This window comes from Bacillus sp. P14.5, from assembly GCF_003316765.1.
Lineage (GTDB): Bacteria > Bacillota > Bacilli > Bacillales > Bacillaceae_B > Rossellomorea.
This window is the reverse complement of record NZ_NIJF01000116.1, coordinates 161,219-186,701: the sequence shown is the minus strand read 5'-3', so window position 1 is coordinate 186,701 and position 25,483 is coordinate 161,219. Positions and strand designations below refer to the sequence as shown.

Annotated in this window: 17 protein-coding genes and 1 pseudogene; 8 read left to right on the top strand and 10 right to left on the bottom strand. The window is 43.7% G+C overall.

Annotated features, from left to right (window positions below; all coding sequences use genetic code 11):
* Window positions 1-336 precede the first annotated feature (336 nt).
* The 7 genes and pseudogenes from B9Z54_RS23310 to gnd form a co-directional block, all read right to left on the bottom strand.
* Window positions 337-1,491 carry an IS4 family transposase gene (locus B9Z54_RS23310; RefSeq protein WP_240190073.1) on the bottom strand — a complete coding sequence of 385 codons (1,155 nt, stop codon included), beginning with the start codon at window positions 1,489-1,491 and terminating at the stop codon, window positions 337-339.
* 212 nt (window positions 1,492-1,703) lie between these two features.
* Entirely contained in the window at window positions 1,704-2,612 is a 909-nt protein-coding gene (locus B9Z54_RS23305; protein WP_113930721.1) for a DMT family transporter, read from the bottom strand.
* Between the two features lie 1,126 nt (window positions 2,613-3,738).
* The gene (locus B9Z54_RS26805) at window positions 3,739-4,557 is read right to left on the bottom strand and encodes a methyl-accepting chemotaxis protein (protein WP_481747822.1); all 819 of its coding nucleotides are present in this window, start codon (window positions 4,555-4,557) and stop codon (window positions 3,739-3,741) included.
* A gap of 126 nt (window positions 4,558-4,683) precedes the next feature.
* A pseudogene (locus tag B9Z54_RS26800) lies at window positions 4,684-4,815 on the bottom strand (HAMP domain-containing protein); the annotation flags it as partial.
* Between the two features lie 956 nt (window positions 4,816-5,771).
* On the bottom strand, window positions 5,772-7,307 hold the full coding sequence (gene gntK / locus B9Z54_RS23295) for a gluconokinase (protein WP_113930719.1): 1,536 nt from the start codon (window positions 7,305-7,307) through the stop codon (window positions 5,772-5,774).
* Window positions 7,308-7,379: 72 nt separating this feature from the next.
* Window positions 7,380-8,723: a GntP family permease gene (locus B9Z54_RS23290; RefSeq protein WP_113930718.1), complete on the bottom strand. Its 1,344-nt coding sequence runs from the start codon at window positions 8,721-8,723 to the stop codon at window positions 7,380-7,382.
* Window positions 8,724-8,851: 128 nt separating this feature from the next.
* Window positions 8,852-9,754: a phosphogluconate dehydrogenase (NAD(+)-dependent, decarboxylating) gene (gnd, locus tag B9Z54_RS23285; protein ID WP_113930717.1), complete on the bottom strand. Its 903-nt coding sequence runs from the start codon at window positions 9,752-9,754 to the stop codon at window positions 8,852-8,854.
* 159 nt (window positions 9,755-9,913) lie between these two features.
* Between gnd and B9Z54_RS23280 the strand changes: the two genes are divergently transcribed.
* The 4 genes from B9Z54_RS23280 (at window position 9,914) to treC (ending at window position 16,506) form a co-directional block, all read left to right on the top strand.
* Complete coding sequence (locus B9Z54_RS23280) at window positions 9,914-10,768, top strand: MurR/RpiR family transcriptional regulator (protein ID WP_113930716.1); 855 nt, start codon at window positions 9,914-9,916, stop codon at window positions 10,766-10,768.
* Window positions 10,769-11,231: 463 nt separating this feature from the next.
* The gene (gene treP, locus B9Z54_RS23275; RefSeq protein ID WP_113930715.1) at window positions 11,232-12,656 is read left to right on the top strand and encodes a PTS system trehalose-specific EIIBC component; all 1,425 of its coding nucleotides are present in this window, start codon (window positions 11,232-11,234) and stop codon (window positions 12,654-12,656) included.
* 389 nt (window positions 12,657-13,045) lie between these two features.
* Window positions 13,046-14,719, top strand: coding sequence for a glycoside hydrolase family 13 protein (locus B9Z54_RS23270; protein ID WP_113930714.1), 1,674 nt, complete (start codon window positions 13,046-13,048; stop codon window positions 14,717-14,719).
* Between the two features lie 92 nt (window positions 14,720-14,811).
* Window positions 14,812-16,506 (top strand): alpha,alpha-phosphotrehalase, encoded by a 1,695-nt coding sequence (gene treC / locus B9Z54_RS23265; protein ID WP_113930713.1) that lies wholly within the window; start codon window positions 14,812-14,814, stop codon window positions 16,504-16,506.
* A 445-nt stretch (window positions 16,507-16,951) separates the two neighbouring features.
* Here the strand turns inward: treC and B9Z54_RS23260 are convergent, their stop codons facing one another.
* Entirely contained in the window at window positions 16,952-17,536 is a 585-nt protein-coding gene (locus B9Z54_RS23260; protein ID WP_113930712.1) for a Cif family virulence factor, read from the bottom strand.
* 113 nt (window positions 17,537-17,649) lie between these two features.
* On the opposite strand from B9Z54_RS23260, the gene treR reads away from it, so the two are divergent.
* Window positions 17,650-18,369: a trehalose operon repressor gene (treR, locus tag B9Z54_RS23255; protein WP_113930711.1), complete on the top strand. Its 720-nt coding sequence runs from the start codon at window positions 17,650-17,652 to the stop codon at window positions 18,367-18,369.
* A gap of 274 nt (window positions 18,370-18,643) precedes the next feature.
* Here the strand turns inward: treR and B9Z54_RS23250 are convergent, their stop codons facing one another.
* Together B9Z54_RS23250 and B9Z54_RS23245 are read right to left on the bottom strand one after the other, a co-directional pair.
* Window positions 18,644-19,324 carry a response regulator gene (locus tag B9Z54_RS23250; RefSeq protein WP_187444416.1) on the bottom strand — a complete coding sequence of 227 codons (681 nt, stop codon included), beginning with the start codon at window positions 19,322-19,324 and terminating at the stop codon, window positions 18,644-18,646.
* A 29-nt stretch (window positions 19,325-19,353) separates the two neighbouring features.
* Entirely contained in the window at window positions 19,354-20,496 is a 1,143-nt protein-coding gene (locus B9Z54_RS23245; RefSeq protein WP_148954168.1) for a sensor histidine kinase, read from the bottom strand.
* Between the two features lie 522 nt (window positions 20,497-21,018).
* On the opposite strand from B9Z54_RS23245, the gene B9Z54_RS23240 reads away from it, so the two are divergent.
* The 3 genes from B9Z54_RS23240 to B9Z54_RS23230 all read left to right on the top strand — a co-directional run bounded on the left by B9Z54_RS23240 (window position 21,019) and on the right by B9Z54_RS23230 (window position 25,481).
* Complete coding sequence (locus B9Z54_RS23240; RefSeq protein WP_113930709.1) at window positions 21,019-21,648, top strand: YigZ family protein; 630 nt, start codon at window positions 21,019-21,021, stop codon at window positions 21,646-21,648.
* 190 nt (window positions 21,649-21,838) lie between these two features.
* Window positions 21,839-22,726: an LCP family protein gene (locus tag B9Z54_RS23235; RefSeq protein WP_240190070.1), complete on the top strand. Its 888-nt coding sequence runs from the start codon at window positions 21,839-21,841 to the stop codon at window positions 22,724-22,726.
* Window positions 22,727-22,868: 142 nt separating this feature from the next.
* Entirely contained in the window at window positions 22,869-25,481 is a 2,613-nt protein-coding gene (locus B9Z54_RS23230) for an N-acetylmuramoyl-L-alanine amidase family protein (RefSeq protein WP_113930708.1), read from the top strand.
* The last annotated feature ends 2 nt before the right edge of the window (window positions 25,482-25,483 follow it).

Here is a 25,483-nt window from a genome sequence, read left to right as displayed (position 1 = left end):
AATCGCTGCCCGATTGCTTTTCTCATCCATTTGCTGGATATTATTTTCCATAGAGTTGAATTGTAAAAAGATAATAAGGGCTGAAGCTAAAAATAAGAGAGTCGTAATGGACACAGTAATGATGTATTTATCACCGATTTTTATGTTTCGCCAGAATTTCCTCATTTCTCCTCCTGTAATTACTGCTTTTTTATATAGGACTTTTTGATTATATAAAATAATTTAAGGCTTGCGAGCTCATTTACAAAAAGAGAACTCAGCTTTAACAGTAATTTAACAGAGGGTTGTACTATTGCTTTAAAGCAGTAAAAGGGACAGTCCACGGGTGTTGATTAGCTATATTTTTCCAGTAGATACACACAGACTCCCCCATTTTCCAAACAGTGATTTAATGGCACACCTCACCTCCATTGGTAAGGTGTGCGCTATATAGCGACGTGTGAATTCTATAAAAGTGTATGAATGCAGGATTTCCCATTCTTCTTTTGTTTCATTGTAAATCCAGCGTAATAAAAAGTAGCTGATAAGAGTCCCGTAAACCTGGCTATAGACAGCGTTCGGAGAATTTCCAAAAAGGTTAGAGAGGTCCAGGTTTCCTTTTACCCAGCGGAAGAACAACTCGATTTGCCAGCGAAGCTTATAAATATAAGCGATGTCTTCTGGTGACATCATCATTAGATTTGTCGCTACTCTTATTTCATTGCCTTCGTTGTCTGTGAACGTTACCAATCGGAATCGACTCTTTGTTTTCCTTGTACCTTTCCCGATAAAAGCTGTTTGATCCACTTTTACCTTGCCTCCCGCATCAAGAGGGACACTGTGTTCCAACTCTTCAGAAAGAGAAAAGAATTTAACAACTCGTATGACAAAAAACTGGTTACGTTCATGTAAATACTGAAAGTCACTGGTCCTTGCATATCCTCTGTCTCCCGTAATAATGGATAGAGATTCTAGGTCTTTATAAAGTCTTGGGGCCACCATGACATCGTGATCCCGGCCAGTTGTCGAGACCACCTGAGTAGGCTGCCCTTCCTCAACATCAAATTTGGTGTGGAGACGAATAGCGTGGCGGGTACGGGTGTAACCTGCCCAGCTCATATCCGGGTGTTGGAATGTAATCGTTGTGGAATCAACCGCGAATAGCTTGTAGGGTTTAAGGAGTGCACGACGAGCTCCACGCCCCAAGCGTTTTACTAATCGGGAGAATAATTCTTGGAGAATCTGATAAGGAACATTTTGAGCTTTCTTAGCGAGGGTGGAGTGATCAACGGAAGGCAGACTTTTTTCCTTTGGCAATTTGGTCTCGGCATCTCGAAAACTTTCCCATTTTTTCGAAGAGGATATAACAAAAAATCGTATCAAATCGTGGGCAGATAACTTCCTGGCTGTGTCTTCATACCCCCACTTCTCACAAAGGTCGGCTACTTCCTCATCCGTAATAAAAGTTTGAAGAATCTCAGAAAGTTTGTTAAAGTTAGTCAATGAAACCACTCTCCTTTTTGTGTTGTTAGCGGTAACAATCATTCTAAAGGAGAGTGGTTTTTTCTGTCTAATGAAACCGTTTATTTTACATATTGTGGTTAATCAACACCCGTGAGGGACAGTCCCCTTTCGCGCGTTAAAGCACAATAGGGGACTGTCCCTTTTTATGGAGTAAAGTACTAAAGGATTTCTTAATCAAACGTTTGATTAAGAGGTCGAAATCATTGTTGTACAGAGGTTTTCCCGGCTGAACGGTCCCTTTTCTTTCCTTTGCGTGATGACAGGAATACTCCCGCAAAAATGATGATCAATCCAAGGATGAGGTTTGACGTAATGGGTTCTCCCAGCAGGACGAACCCCCATACCATCGCGGAAGCTGGAATCAAATAGGTGACCGTCGAAGCAAATTCCGGACTTCCTTTTGTTAACACATAGAAAAAGAGAAGGGCCGCGACTCCTGAACCAAAACAGCCCAATCCGATAATAGATAAGAGAATTTCCATATCTAGGAGCGCTCCCCATTCGATGCCCCTGGTGAACAGCATTCCAACAAGCCCGGCTGCCATTCCGACAAGCAGCTGAAAAGTGGAAATCGCCACCATGCTCACTCCTTGCAAAGCCCGTCTGGTGTACTGTCCGGCAAAGCCATAACAAATCGTAGCCAGAAGCATCGTGCCAATTCCGATAAAATTGGAGGTGAATAACCCGGCAACCTGGAAATCCATCAGCACCATGATGCCAACGAATCCAACTACTATCCCGATCCATTGGAAGCCTGTTAGAACAACCGAAAAGAGAGCGAACCCGATGAGCGCCGTCCATAATGGAGTGGTGGCATTAAGGATAGACGCCGTGTTGCTGTTGATCTGGGTTTCACTCCAGGCAATCAGCGACCAGGGAAGCCCTGCGTTGATGAGCCCGACAATGGCCAGCTTTCCGATCGGCAGCGGCACCTTCTGCTTTTTCCTTCGATTTCTTATAAAAAGCGGCAGTAATATTAACAGACCCGCCAGGCATCTCAGGAAAGTTGTTCCCCAGACACCTGCAGGGTCGACAATGACTTTGATAAACACAAATGAAAGGCCCCAGATCAAGCTTAAGGTGATGAGGGCAGCGTACAGTCTTGCCATATGAATTCCTTCTTTCTCTCAATGACAATAGTAATCCTATCTCTATTGAATAATTAGTGACTCGTCTAATTCGTAAGTCTAACTTTTGTACCCACAAACTTCTGCTGGATACAGGTATTTCGATATAAGTTCTATTTCATGTATCCACAACGCTCGGCTGGATACATATCTTCCTCGAAAAACTACAACTCATGTATCCACATCGCTTTGCTGGATACATATCTCTCGCTCAAAACCACAACTCATGTATCCACCACGATCGGCTGGGTACATATCTCTCGCTCTTAACCTCAACTCGTGTGGATACATATCTACCGCTCATTACCTCAACTCATGTATCCACATCGCTCGGCTGGATACATATCTCCCGCTCTTAACCTCAACTCATGTATCCACATCGCTCTGCTGGATACATATCTCTCGCTCAAAATCACAACTCATGTATCCACATCGCTCGGCTGGGTACATATCTCCCTCGGAAAACCTCATCTCATGTATCCACAACTACCGGCTGGGTACATATCTCCCTCGCATAAACCCAACTCTTGTATCCACAATGCTCGGCTGGATACGTATCTACCGCTCATTACCTCAACTCATGTATCCACATCGCTCGGCTGGATACATATCTTCCTCGCATTACCACAACTCATGTATCCACAACGCTCGGCTGGGTACATATCTCCCTCGGAAAACCTCAACTCATGTATCCACAACGCTCTCCTGGATACATATCTACCGCTCAAAATCATAACTCATGTATCCACAACTCGCTTCTGAATACATATCTCCCGCTAAAAACTACAACTCATGAAGTTATAATGCTCTTGAGGGTACACATCTCACTGGAGAAATTTGGGTTTCCTCCCTCTAATTCTTAGCTCCTATATTCAGAACGCTCTGTTAGAATTCATTTTTAAGCTATAACTCTTTATAATTAGAAAATAACTCTTTTTATCATACAATATTCAAAATTAAATGACCGCCTTTTTTACTCATGGGTATGATTTCCACTTCTCTTGCCTCTCTCTCGACAAAAACCAACAATATTCGGGTGGTGACTGTCACCAAGAAAATCAAGAAAATCCGGCAAGGTTTCCCTCACCGGATTTTCCTATCAGAACTATTAAACTTCAAATTTACGGATCAGTACATCAAGCTTATCTGCGAGGTCATTGAGGCTTTCGGCGTTACGCGCAACCTCTTCCATGACGCTTGTGGACTGCTGCACGGTTGCTGATGTTTCTTCAACGCCTGCAGCGGATTCTTCTGAAATGGACGCTATGTTTTCGATGGATTCATTCATTTCTGAGCCTTTGCTGTTGATTTCAACCAGGTTGTGAGAAATCCGGTCGATGTTGTGGACCATGGATGAAATCTGGCCGCCAAGGGCTGTCAGGCTGTCCTTCGTTTTTTCGATGCTTTCCGTTCCGCTTCTCACTTCTGTGTAACCGTCATTCAGTGAAGCGGCAATCGTATTGGATTCACTTTGGATGCCGTGAACCACTTTTGAGATTCCTTCAAGGGATTTTGAAACTTGGACGGCAAGCTTCCTTACTTCCTCGGCTACAACCGCGAACCCTTTTCCGCTTTCTCCGGCACGCGCCGCTTCGATTGCTGCGTTAAGCGCCAGCAGATTCGTCTGGTCGGCGATGCCCTGGATAACATTGACCAGACTTGAAATCTCGTTGGAGCGGGTTTTAAGCGTCTCTACTTTTTCAACAGAAGTTTCTACTACAGTGTAGATTTTCTTCATCTGCTCTACCGATTGGGACATCAGCAATGAGCCCTCTTCCGCTTTTGAAAGAACCACCTTGGAAGATTCGCTGACTTCCTGTCCGAAGCGGTTGGATTCTTCAACGGCTTTTGTAAAACTCATCATCATTTCATTCAGTTCAGAAGCAGAGTTGGCCTGTTGATCTGTTCCCGCTGAAAGATCCTGCATCGTTACAGCGATTTGTGAGCTTCCTTCCCTTACCTCAAGAGAAGACTGAGACAGGATGGAGCTTTGCTCTGTAACTGTTTCGGATACTTTTCGCATATCCCTGACCATGGAAGCCAGGTTATTTTTCATATTGTTGATCGCCAAGCTGAGCTGGCCTACCTCATCTTTTCCTAAATAAGTAAGCTCGTCCGCGTTCAGCTTTCCTTCGGAGATTAAATTCGCTGTCTTAACGACACGGTTCAAGCTGCTTGAAATCATGCGGTTGATAATTAAAAGAATGGCAATCCCTAATACCGCCGAGATGATGATGGCTGCAATCATGATGATTTTACTTCCGCCGATTCCATCATATGCATCCTGCAGTGCGGCGTCCTTGTCAGCCATTACGATTGTCCGCAGCTCATCCAGTTTCTTGACAGAATTTGGAGCGATGATTCCGGCTTTTTTCAAAGTGGTATCCAGCAATACCGTTGAGTTATTGTCTACGCTTGGAACAACTTCATTTAGGAATAAGGTATTAAGCTCCTTGTCGCTTTCGGATATGAAGCTGAATAACTGTTGTTCCTGTTTCGTATTCATTTGGGAAGATATTTCTTTTTCAAGGGCGCTGAAGTTTTCAGCCTGGCTGTTGAAATCCTCCACGATCTGAGCGCTTTTCTCATTCGGATATCGCTGAAGCAGCAATGCCTTGTCCCTGAAGATACTTCCCATTTCCGTCAGCTGAACGGAACGGACGTTGCTCTCATCGACTTTTTCCATACTACTTTGGATCTTATTGAACTCCATAAAAATAATAATAGATGAAATTAGAAAGAGAACAATGGTTACACTTAATGCACCTATGTATTTCTGGCCGATCTTCATGTTTTTCCAAACACTGGATTTCGTTTCTTTTTTTGCTCTCTTGGGTTTTTCTCCCCCGCTCTTAGGCTTTCGTTTAAATATACTCCCCAGTTTCTTCATCTCCCGACCCCTCACTTATGTAATTAAGACTGTGAAAATAGAACTAGTATTAGTGCGAAATAGACGTCCTCCTTCACAAGAGGACCCTATACGAAAATGTCTTACTAATTATTTCGACAACTTTCACAGAATTTACATAAGATTTACGAAATTTCTTAAACTTTTTCGCGCAAACGCTTCAACGCTTTAAAGCACGAATAGGGACTATCCCTTTCAGCGCGGTGGTACACTAAAGAGACAGTCCCTATGGTTTATGAGTGTTTTCGCTGAAATTCGCTGATGGCTTCGTATTCGCTTTCGAGCAGCCTGGGAATTCGGATGAAAATTGGCATTAGCTCGCGATAGATATCAGATGCTTCGCTGTTCGGCTGGTGAGAATGGACGGATCCGACCATTTCGCCGACGACGTTCAACGAATCCACTTCTCCCTGGCCGTACATTCCGAGCACGACTGCACCAAGGCAGGAGCTTTCGAAGCTTTCCGGCACGCTGACTTCTCCTTCGAAAATGTCGGCAAGCATCTGTCTCCACAAGGTTGAACGCGCGAATCCACCCGTTGCCTGAATTTTCGTCGGCGTCCCGATCAGTTCTTCCAGAGCAAGAAGCACGCTGTAAAGGTTCATGACGATCCCTTCCAGAACTGCCCTGACCATGTGCTCCTTCTTGTGATGCATGCCAAGTCCGAAGAATGATCCACGGGCATTGGCATTCCAAAGGGGAGCCCTTTCACCGGCCATATAAGGGTGGAAAAGCAGTCCGTTCGACCCAGCAGGTATTTTATCAGCAATATCCGTCAGCACTTCATACGGATCTTTGCCAAGGCGTTTTGCTACTTCAACTTCCGCCCACGCCAATTCGTCACGAAGCCAGCGGAAGATCATGCCTCCATTATTAACCGGTCCTCCAATCACCCAATGGTTTTCCGTTAGCGCATAACAGAAAATCCGGCCTTTCGGATCGGTAACCGGACGATCGGTGACAGCACGGATCGCTCCGCTTGTTCCGATGGTCACGGCCACAACGCCCGGCTCAATTGCGTTGACTCCAAGATTGGATAAAACACCGTCACTTGCTCCGACTATGAATGGCACGTCTTCAGGGAGCCCCATCATTTTTGCGAATTCTGCCTTCAACCCTGAGAGCGGATGTGTCGTCGGCACCGGCTTGGAAAGCTGATTCGGGGTAACTCCCGCGATTTCCAGTGCCTCTTTGTCCCAATCGAGATTCTCCAGATGGAACATTCCCATGGCAGAGGCGATTGAGTAATCGACAACATACTCGCCGAACAGGCGGTGAAAAACAAACTCTTTGATCCCAATCATCTTGTTACCTGCTGCCAAAAGCTCCGGCTGATCGTCTTTTAACCAGGCCAGTTTGACAAGAGGTGACATTGGATGGATCGGCGTACCTGTACGTAAATAGATTTCGTGTCCGCTCATTTCATTTTTAATGGTATCCGCCCAGGCGGCACTGCGGTTGTCTGCCCAGGTGATGGAATTTGTCAAAGGCTGCCCTTCCCCGTCCACCACGATCAAGCTGTGCATCGCAGAACTAAAGGAAACAAAACGGATGTCCTCTCCGCTGACACCGCCTGTTACCATACTTTCTTTGATGACCGTCAATACAGCTTGAAAAATCTCTTCCGGATTCTGCTCGGCTGTACCGGGAACCGGAGTGTGCAGCGGATACTCGACGCCGAAGCGGCTGACTGCCTTCCCTTTTCCATCAAAAACCACCGCTTTTGTGCTCGTAGTCCCTATATCGACGCCAATATAATAATTTGTCATGTTAAAAATCCTCCCGTACGCAGAAAAGGAAGAGGCGATCGCTCGCCCTTCCTTTTACCTTAATAGATTATATTATGCTACAAAGAATGATAGAATAATCGCCACTCCGAATCCAACGAAACCGATCAGCGTCTCCATCACGGTCCATGTTTTCAAGGTGTCTTTTACATCCAACCCGAAGTAACGGTTCACAAGCCAGAAGCCTGAATCGTTAACATGGGAGAAGACGGTCGAACCGGCAGCAATCGCGATAACCATCAAGCCAAGAATCGGCCCTTCCAGTCCAAGTGTCGCAATCAGCGGAGACATAAGCCCTGCTGCTGTAACCATTGATACTGTTGCAGAACCCTGAGCCACACGAACCACTGTCGCAATCAAGAACGCCAAGACTAACGGCGGAAGCGCAGATCCAGCCATCATTTCACCAAGAACATCACCTACACCAGAGTCTATCAGGACTTGCTTGAATACTCCACCGGCACCTGTTACAAGAATGATAATTCCCGCAGGTTCAAGAGCTTTTGTAGCAATCTCTGCTACTTCCTGGCGGGAGTATCCGCGTTTTGTTCCAAGGAATGTGAATGTCATCAATGTCGCAATTGTCAATGCAACAAACGGATGTCCAAGGAATGTCAAGATTTCGCGAATTGTATTTCCTTCTTCTAAAAGAACGCCTGAAACCGTGTTCAAAAGAATTAATCCTAATGGAATGAAGATAAGAGATGCGATAAGCGCAAAGCTTGGAAGATCCTTGTCATACTCTTTCTCTTCAGCGTTCATGTAATCAGGTACAACTACATGAATCTTTTTAGAAATATATTTTGCAAAAAGAGGTCCCGCGATAATCATGGATGGAATACCAGCAAGGAAACCGAACAGGATAACCCAGCCAAGATCCGCGCCAATCAAATCTGCAACCGCGATCGGACCCGGTGTCGGCGGGATGAAGCTGTGCGTAACTGCAAGACCCGCAAGCAATGGAATACCATAGTATAGAAGCGACTTGCCAGTTTTCTTAGCCAAACCGTACACGATCGGAACTAAAATGATGAAACCAACATCAAAGAATACCGGGATTGCTACAAGGAAACCTGTGATACCCAGTCCCCACTGGGCTTTGTCCTGTCCAAACTTCTTGATCATCGTCTGCGCCAGACGCTCAGCACCGCCGGACACTTCAAGCATACGGCCGAACATCGCACCTAAACCAACAACGACTGCGACGAATCCGAGGGTCCCGCCCATACCGCTTTGGATGGAGGCGGTAACTTCATTAAGAGGCATTCCCGCCGCGATACCAACAATCAAACTGACAAGCAATAAAGCTACAAAAGCATGAAGCTTGGTTTTAATCACCAAGAATAATAGAAGAAAAATACCAGCTACCGCAACGAGAATCAACATTGAATCTGACATGGTGCATACCAGCCTTTCGTTATAAGAGTAATAGATTACTAGTTTGAAAACGCTTGCTATTTTGTTTTTTATATGGTGCCAGGTACAAGAAGCTCGTTTTGTACCTGGCACCATTGTAATTAAGCTTGTTACTTCTCACTCTTCTCCACAGCATGTCCGCCAAATTCATTTCGTAGAGCGGCAACCACTTTGCCTGTGAACGTGTCATCTTCCAAAGAACGGTAGCGCATCATTAGTGACAGCGCGATAACTGGAGCTGCCGTCTGCAGATCAAGGGCCGTTTCAACCGTCCACTTTCCTTCACCTGAAGAGTGCATAACACCTTTGATGCCTTCCAGTTTCTCATCTTTAGAGAACGCGTTTTCTGTCAGTTCCATCAGCCATGAGCGGATAACTGAACCGTTGTTCCAAACGCGGGCAACCTTTTCGTACTCATAATCGAATGGGCTTTTTTCCAGAATATCGAACCCTTCGGCAATTGCCTGCATCATTCCATACTCGACGCCGTTGTGGACCATTTTCAAGAAGTGGCCGCTTCCGGCTTTGCCTGCGTAAAGGTAACCATTTTCAACAGAAATATCAGAGAAGATTGGTTCGATTTCTTTAAATACTTCTGCATTTCCGCCGATCATTGTGCATGCACCATGACGGGCACCATCCACTCCGCCGCTCGTTCCGCAGTCGAAGAAGTATACTCCTTTTTCAGCAGAAAGCTCGTCTCTTCTCAATGAATCTTTGTAATGAGCATTTCCGCCGTCAATGACACGGTCTCCTTCTTCAAGGAAAGGAAGCAATTGGCCAAAGACCGATTCTGTCGCATCTCCTGCCGGCACCATCATCCAGATGGTTCTTGGTTTTTCTAATTTACCAACAAGTTCTTCAATCGTAGAAGCTGTAGCAACACCTTCTCCAGAAATTTTTTTCATCGCTTCTTCGTTTAAGTCAAAAGCAACAACATTATGTTTATGATCTGAAAGGTTCAGTGACAACTGATACCCCATCTTTCCTAACCCAATCATGCCGATTTGCATTTGTAACACCTCAGTTGAAAATTTTTGTGAAAATTATTTTCTTGATACCCCTATTATAAAAAATATTTTCTTTTTGCAAGCGATTTCAGAAAAATATTTTTTCTTTATCTGTTTTCTAGTATAATGTAATCATGAAAACCCTTTCAGGAGAGTGGAGACATGAAGAACGAACACCAGCACTGTTTGGCGAGCATCCGGTCACATTACTCCCAATTCAGTGAGACAGAGAAAAAAATTGCCAATTATATCTTGAACAATCCGACCGATATTATACATTCCACCATTAATGGACTTGCTGATACACTCGGTGTGGCCGATTCCACCGTTTTCCGTTTCTGTAAAAGAATCGGCTTCAAAGGCTATCAGTCCATGAAAATTGCACTGGCAGCAGAAATTGTGACACCAATGAGAGATATCCATGAAAACATTGAAGTAAATGACACACCGCAAACCATCGCCTCCAAAGTATTTCGTTCTAATATGAAAACAATTGAAGATACGTTGATGGTATTAAAAGAAAATCAATTTCAGGAAGCAGTCAAAACGATGCTCTCCGCTGATCACATCGAGTTCTTTGGGAGCGGCGGCTCCGGTATTGTCGCAATGGACGCGTACCATAAATTCATCCGTACCGGCTTAAGGGTCCACGCTTCGACCGACAGCCATATTCAGCTAATGACCGCTTCGCAAATGACGGAAAAAGACTGCGCGGTCCTTATCTCTCATTCAGGCTCGACGAAAGACATGCTGCAGGTTATGAAGGTGTTAAAAGAGAGCGGAGCGAAAACCATTGCGATCACCAACTTTGCCAAATCGCCGCTGAGCGAAAAAGCCGATATTTCCTTATATACCGTTTCAGAAGAAACCGACTATCGATCTGAGGCCCTCTCTTCCCGGATTGCCCAGCTGTCCATTTTCGACGCCCTGTACGTCAGCATCATGCTGAAGCGGGATAAAGAAGGACAAGATGCGTTAAAAAAAATGCGGAACGCGATATCTGTGAAGAGAATTTAAATGCTCAGGATACCTTCTTCGTGACAGTCATGCCCCGAAAAATGTCGATTACAATTGGAAATTATTAAAAACTAATGCCTGTGAAAACCCTTTTAATGAAGGGTTTTCACAGGCTTTTTTACTATTGGCAACAATGCATTCGACAAAAACCGGGGCGTGACTGTCACGAAAGTGTTGACAACTTGTATATACAGGAATACAATAAACTCATAACTTGTATATACATCGAGTTGTTATTTTTCTTTGAAATGTAAGCGGTTATTTGTAAGCGTTATTTTGTTTTAAACCGCAGCCACAGGGGAATATTTGAAAAGTGGATAGATTAGTCCATTTTTCACACAATAGTAATAGACATTATTTTTTTCATACGCTGCAGAAAGACAAGATTTACGAACACAACATTTTTTAGAAAATAATAGCTTAAAAATAAGGGGAAACAAGCCCCGCATGGGAGGGTACAAGCATGAGCGTGAACAGAGAGTCTGTACGCGAAATAATTGAAGCGATCGGCGGTAAAGAGAACATCAATACTGCCACGCACTGTGTGACCCGGCTTCGCCTTGTATTGAATGATGAAGGCCTGGTCGACAAAGAACGTTTGGAGGAAATCGATCTAGTCAGAGGTTCCTTCTCAACCAACGGTCAGTTCCAAATCGTTATCGGACAAGGAACGGTTGACAAAGTCTACAAAATTCTTGCTGAAGAAACTGGTGTGCAGGAAGCATCCAAGGATGATGTAAAGAATGCTGCCGCAGATAAAATGAATCCGCTTCAACGTGCAGTTAAAACACTTGCGGATATCTTCATCCCAATACTGCCGGCAATCGTAACAGCAGGTCTATTGATGGGTATCAACAACATCCTTACTCAAGGCGGCATCTTCATGGAAGAGAGTGTTGTTGAAGCTTTTCCGCAATGGGCGGACATCGCTTCCATCATTAACTTGATCGCCAACACGGCCTTCGTATTCCTTCCTGGATTGATTGGTTGGAGTGCCCTCACCCGATTCGGCGGAAGTCCGCTGTTCGGTATGGTTCTTGGATTGATGCTCGTGCATCCTGACCTCCTGAATGCTTGGGGTTATGGTTCAGCACAGCAAGAAGGAGAAATTCCGACATGGAACCTTCTTGGGTTGACGGTTGAAAAAGTAGGTTATCAAGGACAAGTCCTTCCTATTCTAGTTGCATCATGGGTACTTGCTAAAATTGAAATCTGGCTTCGCAAACGAATTCCGGATGCGTTCCAGTTGCTTACGGTTGCTCCAATCGCATTGCTAGTCACAGGTTTCTTGGCTTTCACTGTCATCGGTCCTATCACTTTCACATTAGGTGGATGGTTAGTGGACGGCGTTACAGCAATCTTTGATGCAGTCCCGGCAATCGGCGGACTGATCTACGGTGGTCTTTATGCACCACTTGTCATCACAGGTATGCACCACACTTTCCTTGCCGTTGACCTTCAGTTGATCGGTTCCATCGGCGGAACATTCCTATGGCCGATGGTTGCCCTATCCAACGTAGCTCAAGGTGCAGCAGCCTTTGCGATGATCATTGTTGAAAAACATAACGAAAAAGTAAAAGGTCTTGCAGTATCTTCTGGTGTATCTGCTTGGCTTGGTATCACAGAGCCGGCGATGTTCGGGGTTAACCTTCGTTACAAATACCCATTCATCGCAGCCATCATCGGTTCAGCGATCGCCGGTCTGATCATTACAGTCGGATCTGTTCTTGCACCATCTATCGGTGTCGGCGGTATCCCTGCGTTCTTCTCAATCCCATCAGACCAATGGCTTATCTTTGCTATCGGCATGCTGGTCTCACTGATTGTGCCATTCGTATTAACGCTAGTGCTTTCCAAGTTTTCTAAAAAAAGTAAGACATTTTCATGAAGAAGAATCGGTGCTGAATCAACCTCAGCGCCGGCTCTTCTCTTTTGTTTTTATAAAGAGATTGGAGACAGTCGTATTCCTCACCTTTTCATGAGGTTGTTGATTTCCGCTGCAGAGGTGCGACTCCGCGGGGCGTGCGGTGAGCCTCCTCGGCTTTGCCTGCGGGGTCTCACCTGCCCGCTAATCCCGCAGGAGGTCTCCCCTCTTCCGCTTCAATCAACCTGCATTAAAAATGGTTAAGTTCTTTATCTTTCAATTTATTAGTACTTTTAAAACAGCTAATTTTTAGTCGTGGCGTCTAATTTCACAAAGCAATCGCCAGAGTAACTAGATACTAAAAACCACTAAACAATACATACTATCACTATGAAGAACAGGAGATGAGAAAAATGGAAAAACAATGGTGGAAAGAAAGCGTCGTTTATCAAATCTATCCTCGCAGCTTTATGGACTCGAACGGAGACGGAATCGGGGACATCCCGGGAATCATCTCCAAACTGGATTATCTGAAAGAACTTGGGATCGATGTCATCTGGCTTTCCCCTGTCTATAAATCCCCCAATGATGATAACGGCTATGATATCAGCGATTACAAGGACATCATGGATGAATTCGGAACAATGGACGACTGGGATCGTCTTTTACAGGAGATGCATGACCGCGGCATGAAGCTGATTATGGACCTCGTGGTGAACCACAGTTCAGATGAGCATAAGTGGTTTGTTGAATCACGCAAGTCAAAAGACAACCCATACCGTGACTACTACATATGGCGGAAGCCGAAAGATGGCAAGGAACCGAATAACTGGGGCTCCAACTTTGGAGGCTCTGCCTGGGAGTATGATGAAGAAACGGGCGAATACTTCCTTCATCTTTTTTCAAAAAAACAGCCTGACCTCAACTGGGAAAACCCTAAGCTTCGCGATGATGTTTACAGCATGATGAAATGGTGGCTGGATAAGGGCATCGACGGCTTCCGCATGGATGTCGTGAACTTCATTTCTAAAGTGGATGGCCTTCCTGATGATGAAGTAAAGCCAGGTAAAAAGTATGCTTCCGGCAGCAAATATTATCGCAACGGACCGAAAATTCATGATTACTTCAAGGAAATGAATAAAGAAGTCCTTTCCAACTACGATGTCATGACAGTCGGGGAAATGCCCGGCGTTAACCCGGAGCAGGCGCGCATGTATACCGGCAAGGACCGCAATGAATTGAATATGGTATTCCAATTTTCACATATGAGCTTGGATAATGGCAAAAACGGGAAATGGGATTTAAAGCCCCTCTTCTTGCCTGATTTAAAAGAAAATCTGACACACTGGCAGACAGCACTCGAAGAAGACGGCTGGAACTCGCTTTATTTCAACAACCATGACCAGCCCCGCGTCGTTTCTCGTTTCGGTGATGACGGCAACTACCACTGCGAGTCCGCGAAGATGCTGGCAACTGTCCTTCACATGATGAAAGGAACTCCTTATGTCTATCAAGGCGAGGAAATCGGCATGACGAATGTCCGCTTCTCTTCCATTGATGAGTATGAGGATATCGAAACGCTGAACTTCTACAACGAGCAGATGGAAGCCGGCGAACCGGTTGAGAAGACAATGGAAAGCATCTATGTAAAAGGCCGTGACAATGCCCGCACACCGATGCAGTGGAATGCTTCCAGAAATGCTGGTTTTACTGACGGAGAGCCTTGGCTTGCGGTGAATCCAAACCACACCGTGATCAATGCTGAAGCCCAAGTGAACGATGAAGACTCTATCTTCAACTACTATAAAAAATTGATAGAGCTGCGCAAACAGCATGAGATAATTGTGTACGGAAGATACAAACTGATTTTAGGCGATCACGAAAAGCTATACGCCTACACGAGGACATTAGGAGATGAAAAACTGCTGGTTCTGTGCAACTTCTACGGTGAAGATTTGGAAATCAACCTTCCGGAAGAGGTCGTAAGCTCAAACGCCAGCACTCTCATCACCAACTACAAAGGCGAAACTAAACTGGCTAAACAGATGAAACTGCAGCCATACGAAGCCATCGTCTACAAGCTTTAACGCACCACAGCACTGAAAGGACTGTCCCTCTTTGCGCGGTAAAGTACGAAAGCGAAATGACAAACAAATTCTGAATTGGCAGGTGTTTTAATATGAAGAAACAACAACCTTGGTGGAAGAAGTCGGTTGTGTATCAAATCTATCCAAAGAGCTTCAACGATACATCAGGCAACGGAGTCGGTGATATCAAAGGAATCACAGAGAAGCTGGATTACTTTAAAGAGCTTGGCGTCGACGTCGTCTGGCTGACACCGATTTACAAATCGCCTCAGCGCGATAACGGCTACGACATCGCCGACTATTTCAACATTCATGAAGAGTACGGCACAATGGAAGACTTTGATGAGCTTTTATCTCAAGCCCACGACAGAGGGATCAAGATCATCATGGATATCGTCGTCAACCATACATCGACTGAGCACGAGTGGTTCATCGAATCCCGGAAAGCAAAGGACAACCCTTATCGTGACTACTACATCTGGAGAGACGGTAAAGAAGATGGATCAGAGCCGACCAACTGGCAGTCCAAATTCGGCGGCAATGCTTGGCAGTACGACGAGGCAACCGGCCAATATTACCTTCACCTGTTCGACGTCACACAGGCTGACCTTAACTGGGAAAACGAAGAACTTCGCACCAAAGTATACGACATGATGAAATTCTGGCTCGATAAAGGTGTCGACGGATTCCGCCTTGATGTCATCAACCTTGTTTCAAAAAACCAGGACTTCCCTGATGATGACGGCTCCGTGGCACCGGGAGACGGGCGCAAATTTTACACAGACGGCCCTCGTGTGCACGAGTTCATGAACGAAATGAACAAAGAGGTCTTCTCAAACTACGACATCATGACCGTCGGCGAAATGAGCTCGACGACCATCGAGAACTGCATAGAGTACTCTAACCCTGAACGCAACGAGCTCAGCATGACCTTCAATTTCCATCATTTAAAAGTCGATTACCCGAACGGCGAAAAATGGACCGTGGCAGATTTTGATTTCCTGAAATTAAAGGATATCCTGTCAACCTGGCAGAGCGAAATGCACAAAGGCGGCGGCTGGAATGCCCTGTTCTGGTGCAACCATGATCAGCCGCGCATCGTTTCCCGTTATGGAAATGACGGTGAATACCGGAACCTGTCAGCAAAAATGCTGGCAACCACGATTCACATGATGCAGGGTACGCCTTATATCTACCAGGGCGAGGAATTCGGAATGACCAATCCGAAATTCAACAGCATCGAGGAGTATCGCGATGTTGAGTCGATCAACATTTTCAATATTTTAAAAGAACAAGGAAAATCTGAGGATGAAATTCTGGAAATCCTTCGCCACAAATCTCGTGATAACTCAAGAACACCGGTTCAGTGGAATGATAGCGAGCATGCCGGCTTCACAACCGGCACACCTTGGATTCCGGCAGCACGCAACTATCCGGAAATTAACGCCGAAAAAGCCCTGCAGGACGAGGACTCCGTGTTCTATCACTATAAAAAATTGATTTCACTGCGCAAAGAATACGACATCATTACGGACGGCGACTACCAATTGCTGACTCCCGAACACGCCGATGTCTTCGCTTACGTGCGCAACTGCGAGAACGAAAAGCTGCTTGTCGTTAATAACTTCTACGGCAACAAAACCGTCTTTGACCTGCCGAATGATGAGGTGGATCTGAACGGCTGGAACAGCGAAATCCTGCTCTCCAACTATGAAGACAGCCAGACGGACCTTGAGCTGATCAAGCTGCGTCCTTATGAGTCTGTGGTTTATCGTTTGACGAAATAATTGAGATGCCCGCTGTAATAGGCGGGTATTTTTTGTCTGAAAATAGATACCATTCTAGTTCTGGTTTCCGCATGAGGCTGGAGCTGCTCGTACTTCATACATATGCTCACTCTTGACCGATGCGTGTCGTTCTTCATGCAGATGTTCACGAAAAACGCCCGCTCCCGACCGTACGGGCCCGTACTTCATCCACATGTTCACCAAATCCCCTCGCTCGTGACCGAAGCTGCCCGTACTTCATACATAAGAGCTCGAAATCTACCCATTCCCGACCGAAGTTGCTCCAACATCATACATAGCTCAAGCAATTCCCCCCACTTCCGGCCCAAGCTGTTCATACTTCATCATGCTCCCTAGAAAATCGCCACCTCAAGACCCAAAAAAACACAAAACAAAAAGACTCGCCAACAGACGAGTCTCTTTATTCTACTAACACTTCAAAACCTTATCCCTCTGCAGACTCTTCAACATTCTGCTTCACTTTAATCATTGAAACCTTCCAGCCATCATCCGTCTTCTGGAAGATCGTCAGCTGCTTTCCAGTCGTCGTCGCTTCCCTGTCACTCTCAGGGTCAGATGTCACTACCTCCAAATCAGAGTATACATCCGCTTTTTTACTAGAGTAGTTAACGATTTTTACATTGGAAGCTTCTCTTCTCACATCCAGCTTAGAGAACACATTGTTCACAGCCTCTTCTTCCTTTTCCAGTTCGAAATTCACTGGAGTTTCGGAAAGGGTAGCCATATATCTCTCAACATCTTCAGCATTGAATGACTCGATATATTCATTATAAGCATCCAGGATTGCCTGTTTTTCCTCTTCCGGGACGTCCTCAGCTTCTTCTAGTTCTGAAGTTTCTTCTAACAAAGCCGAAGTCTGATCCTCAGCAGGTGTTTCCTCAGCCTGCTCTTCTGTGTTCTCCTCAGGCTTGTCCGTATCGTCGGCGCCCTCATTGTTATTGCACCCTGCAAGCAGGAGACTGCTGACCCCAAGACCTATCATGAATTTTTTCCAAAGTTGTTTAGTCAAATCCTTCACCCTTTTCTAAAATATGCGATAACTCCATTTTACCTGAAAAATCCCACAATTCTCAACCTCTTATTGAAATTACCGGAGTATGGTAAACTAAATATGGTGATATTATGACAAAAAACAATAAATATATGCAAATATACCAAGAACTCGCAGATAAAATTCAGGACGGGACCTACCCGGCCAACGAAACACTTCCATCGGAAAATGAACTTTCTGAAGCCTACGAGACTTCCCGGGAAACGATACGAAAAGCGCTCACCCTCCTCTCGCAGCGCGGATTCATCCAAAAACTCCGCGGAAAAGGGTCGCTTGTATTAGATGTGTCAAAAATGAGTTTCCCTATATCAGGACTCGTCAGCTTCAAGGAACTCCAAGGCTCGCTCGGGGGCGAATCGCAAACCATCGTCTACGATTTCGGACTCATCCAGCCTGATCAAACCCTTGCGCACCAGCTCGCCTGCCAGCAGAATGACGAGGTATGGAAGGTCGTCCGCGCCCGTAACATCAAAGGAGAACGCATCATTCTGGATAAAGACTTCTTTTTAAGAAAGAACGTCCCTCTCCTGACAAAGGAAATCTGTGAGAAATCCATCTATGAATACCTGGAGAACGAAATGAAGCTTCCCATCTCCTATGCTAAAAAAGAAATCGTCGTGGAGAAATGTACAGAGGAAGACCGCGCCTACCTGGACCTGTCCGGCTATGACCATGTGGTCGTCGTGAAAAACTATGTCCACCTGGAAGATACAACCCTCTTTCAATACACAGAGTCCCGGCACAGGCTCGATAAGTTCCGTTTCGTCGATTTTGCCCGCAGAAAGCATTAAAGAACAGGCTGCCCCTATCTAATCAGGTGCAGCCTGTTTTCCTTCCATCTAAAAAAATCTTCAATCACGAGCGGCTCTTTTTCACCCACTTATGTATGAAGTTCTACCCTCTTCGGTCGCGAGCAGCTCTTTTTCAGTAACTCATGTATGAAGTCCCTTCCCCTCAGTCACGAGCAGCTCTTTTCCACCCACTCATGTATGAAGTCTGCAGCGCAGGCAGCTTAACGCACCAACAAAACTAAAAAGCGAGCCCCAAAAAGGACCCGCTCTCTCACTATCTAACCTCTACCCAGCCATTTTTGATTCCTGTAACAACAGCCTGCGTACGGTCATTCACACTCATTTTCTGAAGAATATTACTTACGTGATTCTTAACGGTTTTCTCACTGATATACAGTGCTTCACCGATTCCACGGTTGCTTTTGCCGTCTGCTAGCATCTGCAGCACTTCACACTCGCGGCGAGTCAGCAAATGCAGAGGGCGTCTTACTTCTGTCTGCTTGAAGCCGCCTGACTCTTGCGTATTCGCCAATCGGCGGTAGTCGTTGATCAAGTTGTGAGTGACTTTAGGATGGATATAAGAACCTCCATCTGCCACAACCTTCACAGCTTCAACCAATGCCTCGGAATCCATTTCCTTAAGGAGGTATCCTAATGCACCTGTTTTCAGCGCGTGGCTCACATAATTTTCATCATCATGGATGGAAAGAATGATGACCTTTGTATCAGGATGCTTCTTCACCAGCTGAGCTGTCGCTTCCACACCGTTGATTTCCGGCATATTGATATCCATCAAAACCACATCAGGATTATGTTCCTCTACCAACTGAATGGCTTGTGAACCGTCATCTCCTTCTGCAAGTACGTTAAAAGATGGTTCAAATTCTAAGATGCGTTTTACCCCTTCTCGAAATAACTGATGATCGTCTATAATGACAATGTTCGTTGCCATGATTTCGCCTCCCTATGTGTACGAGAAAAAATTTATGCTGTTAATGGAACCTGAACAAGGATGACCGTGCCTGAGCCGACTTTTGAATCGATGCTCATCTCCCCTTCAAGGAGCTCCACACGTTCCCTCATGCCCATGATTCCAAAGGATCCGTTTTTCTTCTTTTTTGTATCGAATCCTTTTCCATTATCCTTGATGATGACTGTTACCTTGCTTTTGGAAATCTCCAGCTTCACTTGGATCTCCCTGGCTTCTGAATGCTTCAATGCATTCTGTACTGATTCCTGGATGAGCCTGAAGAGTGCCACCTCATACTTGGAAGGCAGCCTTTTGACCTGACCAACATTCACAAAACTGATCGAAGTGCTCTTATGATACTCTTCGATAGTACTTAAGTATTTTGTGAGGGTCGGTACCAGTCCTAAATCATCCAGCGCCATCGGCCTTAGATCATAAATGATCCTGCGGACTTCATACAGGGCTGACCGGACCATGGTTTTCAGGTCCTTGATCTCCCCTAATGCCGCCATTGGCCCGCTCTCACGGTACACTCTGTCAATCAGATCCGATCTCAGGAGCACATTCGCCAGCATCTGGGCAGGGCCATCATGGATTTCCCGTGACAGCTTCTTCCGCTCTTCTTCCTGAGCTTCAATGATTTGCAGTCCAAAGTCATGCTTTTCTTTCGCATCCTCAAGAGCTGCCCCCATCTGCTTAAGATCACTGCTTAAATAATTCAGCACAACCGATATTTGAGAATTCAGCTGTTCTGCCCGATCGATGGTGTCCTGGAGATTCTTGATGCGCCGCTCGATATCGTCCCTGCGTTCCCGGAGCCTGGCTTCTGTCTGCCTGTTCAAAGAAAGCTTCATCTGCAAATCGTGCGCCTGCTCATATGCTTCCCTTACCTGAGCTTCAGAGAAATTCTGAAAGTGCTGACTGACTTCAGAAAGCCTTTTCCGGGCAAACCTCGATTTCCTCTCAAGATCATCGCCTTCTTGAATGACCCTGAACACAGACTCTCTTATTACTTTCAATTCTTCTGTTATCGATTCATAATCCTGCCGACACTGTTCGCCGATTTCAAAAACATCACTTTTACTGCGGCCGACCGTGTCGATCATCTGCTCTAAGATATTATCCAGCATCTTGGTGTTCACCTTTCTAATAGACACGGGGACCCTCCTTAATACCAAGCCTATTGTACATGGAGTTTATTTCATCACTATTTCAAAATAGTTAAAATCAGCACAAGGGTCAAAATTAGATAAAAAGACACATTCTAAATGACAGCGCCTGAATCCAATTTACTATATAGCTTTCCCTATTTAATCGGATATTTTAAGAATTCAACAGCATCCAGTAAAGTCCTTTATTCATCTAGGCATATTTTTGCTGAAATAGTATCCCAAGGCACATCTATTATACCATGTCACATTTTGTCGGATATTAAAATTTCGTTACATATTACCCTGTACCGCTTTAATACACTAATGCATGAGAAGAGTAAGCGGCCGCTGAATCTGGACGAACCAAAAGGCACAGCCCCTCTTCACGCTTTAACGCAATAAAGTAAACAGACAATAATAATGCTTTGTCTCTTCTCATATAGTAGAATAGAGATTAAGCTGTTTTTGTCGAATTATGATACCTACCCTCTATATACCATAGATAAACCTTTTGAGAGGAGAATGATTTTGCTTCAAAAATATCTGACAGTGAAAGAAGCCGGACAGCACGAAATCAACATTGAGCGCTCCCGCTTCATCGCACAAATCAAAAGGGCTGAATCAGAAGAAGAAGCCCAGGAATTCATCAACACCATAAAAAAAGACCATTCGAATGCCAATCATAACTGCTCTGCCTATATGATCGGAGAGCATAACCTCATACAAAAAGCCAACGATGACGGCGAACCCAGCGGTACCGCTGGAGTACCCATGCTGGAAGTTCTGAAGAAGCGCGATTTGAAGGACACCGTCGTGGTCGTCACGCGCTATTTCGGCGGAATCAAGCTCGGAGCAGGCGGATTAATCAGAGCGTACGGTAAAGCCGTCTCAGAGGGCCTGAACGCGGTCGGTATTGTCGAAAGAACCCTTATGCGTGTCATGAAGACGAAAATCGATTATACCCTGCTGGGAAAAGTCGAAAACGAAGTAAGATCGTCGAAATATCCGCTAAAAGAAATTCACTACCTCGACACTGTCGAAATTGAGACTTATGTCGAAGAGGATAAGAAAGAGGAATTTGTCGAGTGGATGACGGAGTTGACGAATGGGCAGGGATACATCACTGAGAGTCATTTAGAGTATTTGGAGAACGAATAAATAAAAAATGTGCCAATAGAGTAAGCATTCTCTAGGCGGTTTACGAAAAGTTTAAATTATATTAGAATGAATCGATAAAAGAAATTACATTAAAGTAGGGATAATTTTGCACGATTCTCGTATAAATCATAAAAATATTAAACGTAAAAGAAGAAGACGAGTGATTGGGAGCTTATTACTTTTATTTATAATGACAGGAACTTTAGGATTAACAATTTTCGGGTTCAACCTTTATAGGGATACTAAAAATACCACTGATAAAATATATCAAGAAATAAACTCTTCTAATCTCAGTAAAAGAGCATTGGAAGATGTTGAAGTAACAAAGGAACCATTCTCTATACTATTGGTAGGAATTGAAAATCAGGAAGGCGGGTTAGGACGCTCTGATGTGCTTTTACTACTAACAGTAAATCCCGCTAACAAGGATATAAAAATGCTTAGTATTCCAAGAGATACTTTGACTTATATTCCGGAAGCTGGAATAGATACTAAAATAGCCCATTCCTATGGGTATGGGGGAGTAGAACCTACTGTAGAAGCTGTTAATCATTTTATTGATGTTCCTATTGATTACTATGTGACTACGAATTTTCAAGGTTTTGAAGATATTGTAGATTCATTAGGAGGTATAACTATAGATATACCATTTACCTTTGAAGCTCAATTGACGGGAAGTCTAAAATGGAAGACGTTCTATGAAGGAACAGAATTGCTTAATGGAAATGAAGCTCTAGCTTATGTAAGAATGAGAAAACAAGATCCTAATGGTGATCTTGGGAGAAATGAAAGGCAGCAACAAGTTATTAAAGCCATTACGGATAAAGGAACTTCATTTACTTCTATAACTAAAACGGATGAAATATTGGAAGATATCGGAGATAATGTTAAGACGAATATCCCCCCTTCTAAATTTCTGAGTTTTGTAAAGTTATATACCCAAATTAAAGAAGCGGAAATTAAACAATTAAAACTGGAAGGCTATGATGATTATATAAATGGGTCATATTATTATATTCCGGATATGGAATCAATAGACGAAACCTCCTACCAACTTAATGAAACATTATCTTCCTAGAAAAGGTCTTCCTTTTCTTTTTTTACCTAAATTTAAGATGGAAAAATTTTCTTTTACAATAACTTTCTAGAACTGATTGTAATAATTGACATATTTCGATAAAATGTAATAGTTAATTACAAAGATTATTTGGAGGTAAATAGTGAAAAGAATAATAGCTTCTTCAGTGCTTTCGACAGCATTCTTGTTTCCATTGGTTGCCAACGCCGATGAAGTATCTACAAAAGATAATGTAGAGGTTCGGAAAGGCGCTACTGCACAATATCCAGTTGTGAAGCACTTAGACAAAGGAACAGAACTCATAGTCATTGATGAATTCACGAATGCCAAGGGTGAAAAATGGTACAGAATAGACTTAGGAGAAGTTAAAGGCTGGATCCCTAGTTTCAGCACTGAATCAGAAAGTCTTACAGGCTCAAACTCTACCATTAATACTGACAATGTAAATATACGAAAAGGAGCTAGCACCTCTTATCCTATAGTAGATAAACTAGGTAACGGCCGCACTGTTGAAATAATTGATTCCTTTGAAAACAGTCTCAATGAAGTCTGGTATCGAATTGAATTTGATGGAAAAAAAGGCTGGGTTTTTAGTGAGTTAGTTTCAAAAGAACCAATTGTAGAAGCTCCTGAGAAAACTCAAAAGGTTGTAATGCAAGCTTCTTCCGTTAAAAAAGGGGCTACAGCAGCATACGACGAAGTGGCAACAGTAGAGGTTGGCGATACGGCTGTGATAATAGATTCCTTTACTAATAGTCAAAAAGAATTATGGTACAGGATTGAATTAGGTACTATTAAGGGTTGGGTTAGTTCTGAAGCATTTGAAGAAGTTGAGACACCATTACCTCCAGTAGTTAAGCTTATGAAAATCACTGTAGATTCTGCATCCATACATAAAGGTGCAACGAATTCTTACGAAGTAGTGTATACCGCTAAGAAATCCGATGAACTAACCGTGATAGATTCCTTTACAAATGCTAAGGGAGAATTATGGCATAGAGTTGATTTAGGAACTGTTAAAGGCTGGATCAATTCTTCTGCTTTTACAGAACAGTCTACACCGGATGAGGAAAAGGAATTAGTACTACCTGAAAATATGTATGCTAAAACCAATGGAGTCAATGTTCATAGTGGGGCAACAACAAGTTACAAAATTGTCGAAAAGCTCAATGCTAATCAAAAAATCAAAGTATTAAGCAGTTTTAAAAATAGTTTTGATGAAACATGGGTTCGTGTACAGGTTTCGGAAAAGGTTTCCGGCTGGATCAATGTTGATTTTTTAAGCGAGAGCACTTCTATAAATAAATCACTCTATATTAATGTAGACGTTGCTAATTTAAGGAGCCAGCCCTCTTTAAACAGTCTCGTGGTAACCCAAGCGACTAAGGGTACACAACTTACAGCAGTAAAAGAACAAAGAGAAAGCAATGGTGAGACTTGGTATAATGCTTTGTATAATGGAAAACTTATTTGGGTGCACGAGTCTGTCGTAGCTGCCTCATCAATTAAATTAAACACTACTATCAATATAAGAACTCAAAGAGGGATCGTTCGTTCAGGTGCTACATACCAATACCCTGTTAAACGAATTTTATCCTATAGTGATAGAGTTACCCTATTGGCTGAACATGTAAACTCCTCAAATGAAAAATGGATAAATGTTCAGTTGCAAGATGGTACGAAGGGGTGGGTACCTGAATATGAAGTGAAAACTGATTATTCCAAGGTCTACGCACTTCAAAAAGCAGTATTAAGAAAAGGTGCAAATGGAAATTATTCCATAGCAGAACACCTGGAACTTAACGAAACCTTGCTCGTTTTAAGAGAATTGAATGAGTGGTTAAACGTCGAAACACCAGATGGTATAAGAGGATGGGTAAATAAAGCACAAATTTCTAATATCTCTATACAAAGCTTAACTAAACCCTCTATATCCAATGTTGGAAAAGATACTTATATAACATGGCAGAAACCATCAGAATTTAACCTAGCTTATTCTACTCTGTCAAATAATTCAATCAGAATTTTTGGCGGGTTAACTGACTTGGTTCTTCCGACAAGTTATCCGAAAGGGGTTTCCTCTATTTCTTCTCAAACCCTTTCAGATGGTAAAAAAGCCATGGTTGTTACGTTTGCTTCAGGCTATTCTTACACTCTTAGGGATTATAATGAAAAACTTTCAATTAAAGTCGTGCCTAAAGGTTTAGCAGGTAAGAAAATTATCATTGATGCTGGCCATGGGGGACGTGACAGTGGTGCTATAGGTGTCACAGGTCTATATGAAAAAGAAGTCAATTTATATACTGCTCTTTATTTAAAAGAAGAACTTGAAAGAGCCGGTGCTATTGTAAAACTGACAAGAAGTAATGATACATTCTTGGAACTGCATGAAAGAACGGATATTTCAAATAATTCTGATTATGATGCTTTTATCAGCATCCATGGAGATTCCTACACTAGAAATTCAGCTGGATCAACTACTTTTTATAATAAATCAGTAAATTTCAATGGTCCAAAAAGTTATTTATTAGGGAAAGCTGTTCAAAATAATATGGTTTCTCATATAGGAACAGCTAACCGAGGAGTAAAAGAGCAGCTGTTTTATGTAAATAGAGAGAACGAGCTTCCGAGTATACTAGTAGAGCTTGCTTTCCTATCAAATCCTAATGAAGAGGCTAAGTTAAAGACCGAGAATTTCAGACGTCAGGCAGCTTTGGGAATCAGAAAAGGACTAGAAGAATACTTCAACTATTAATT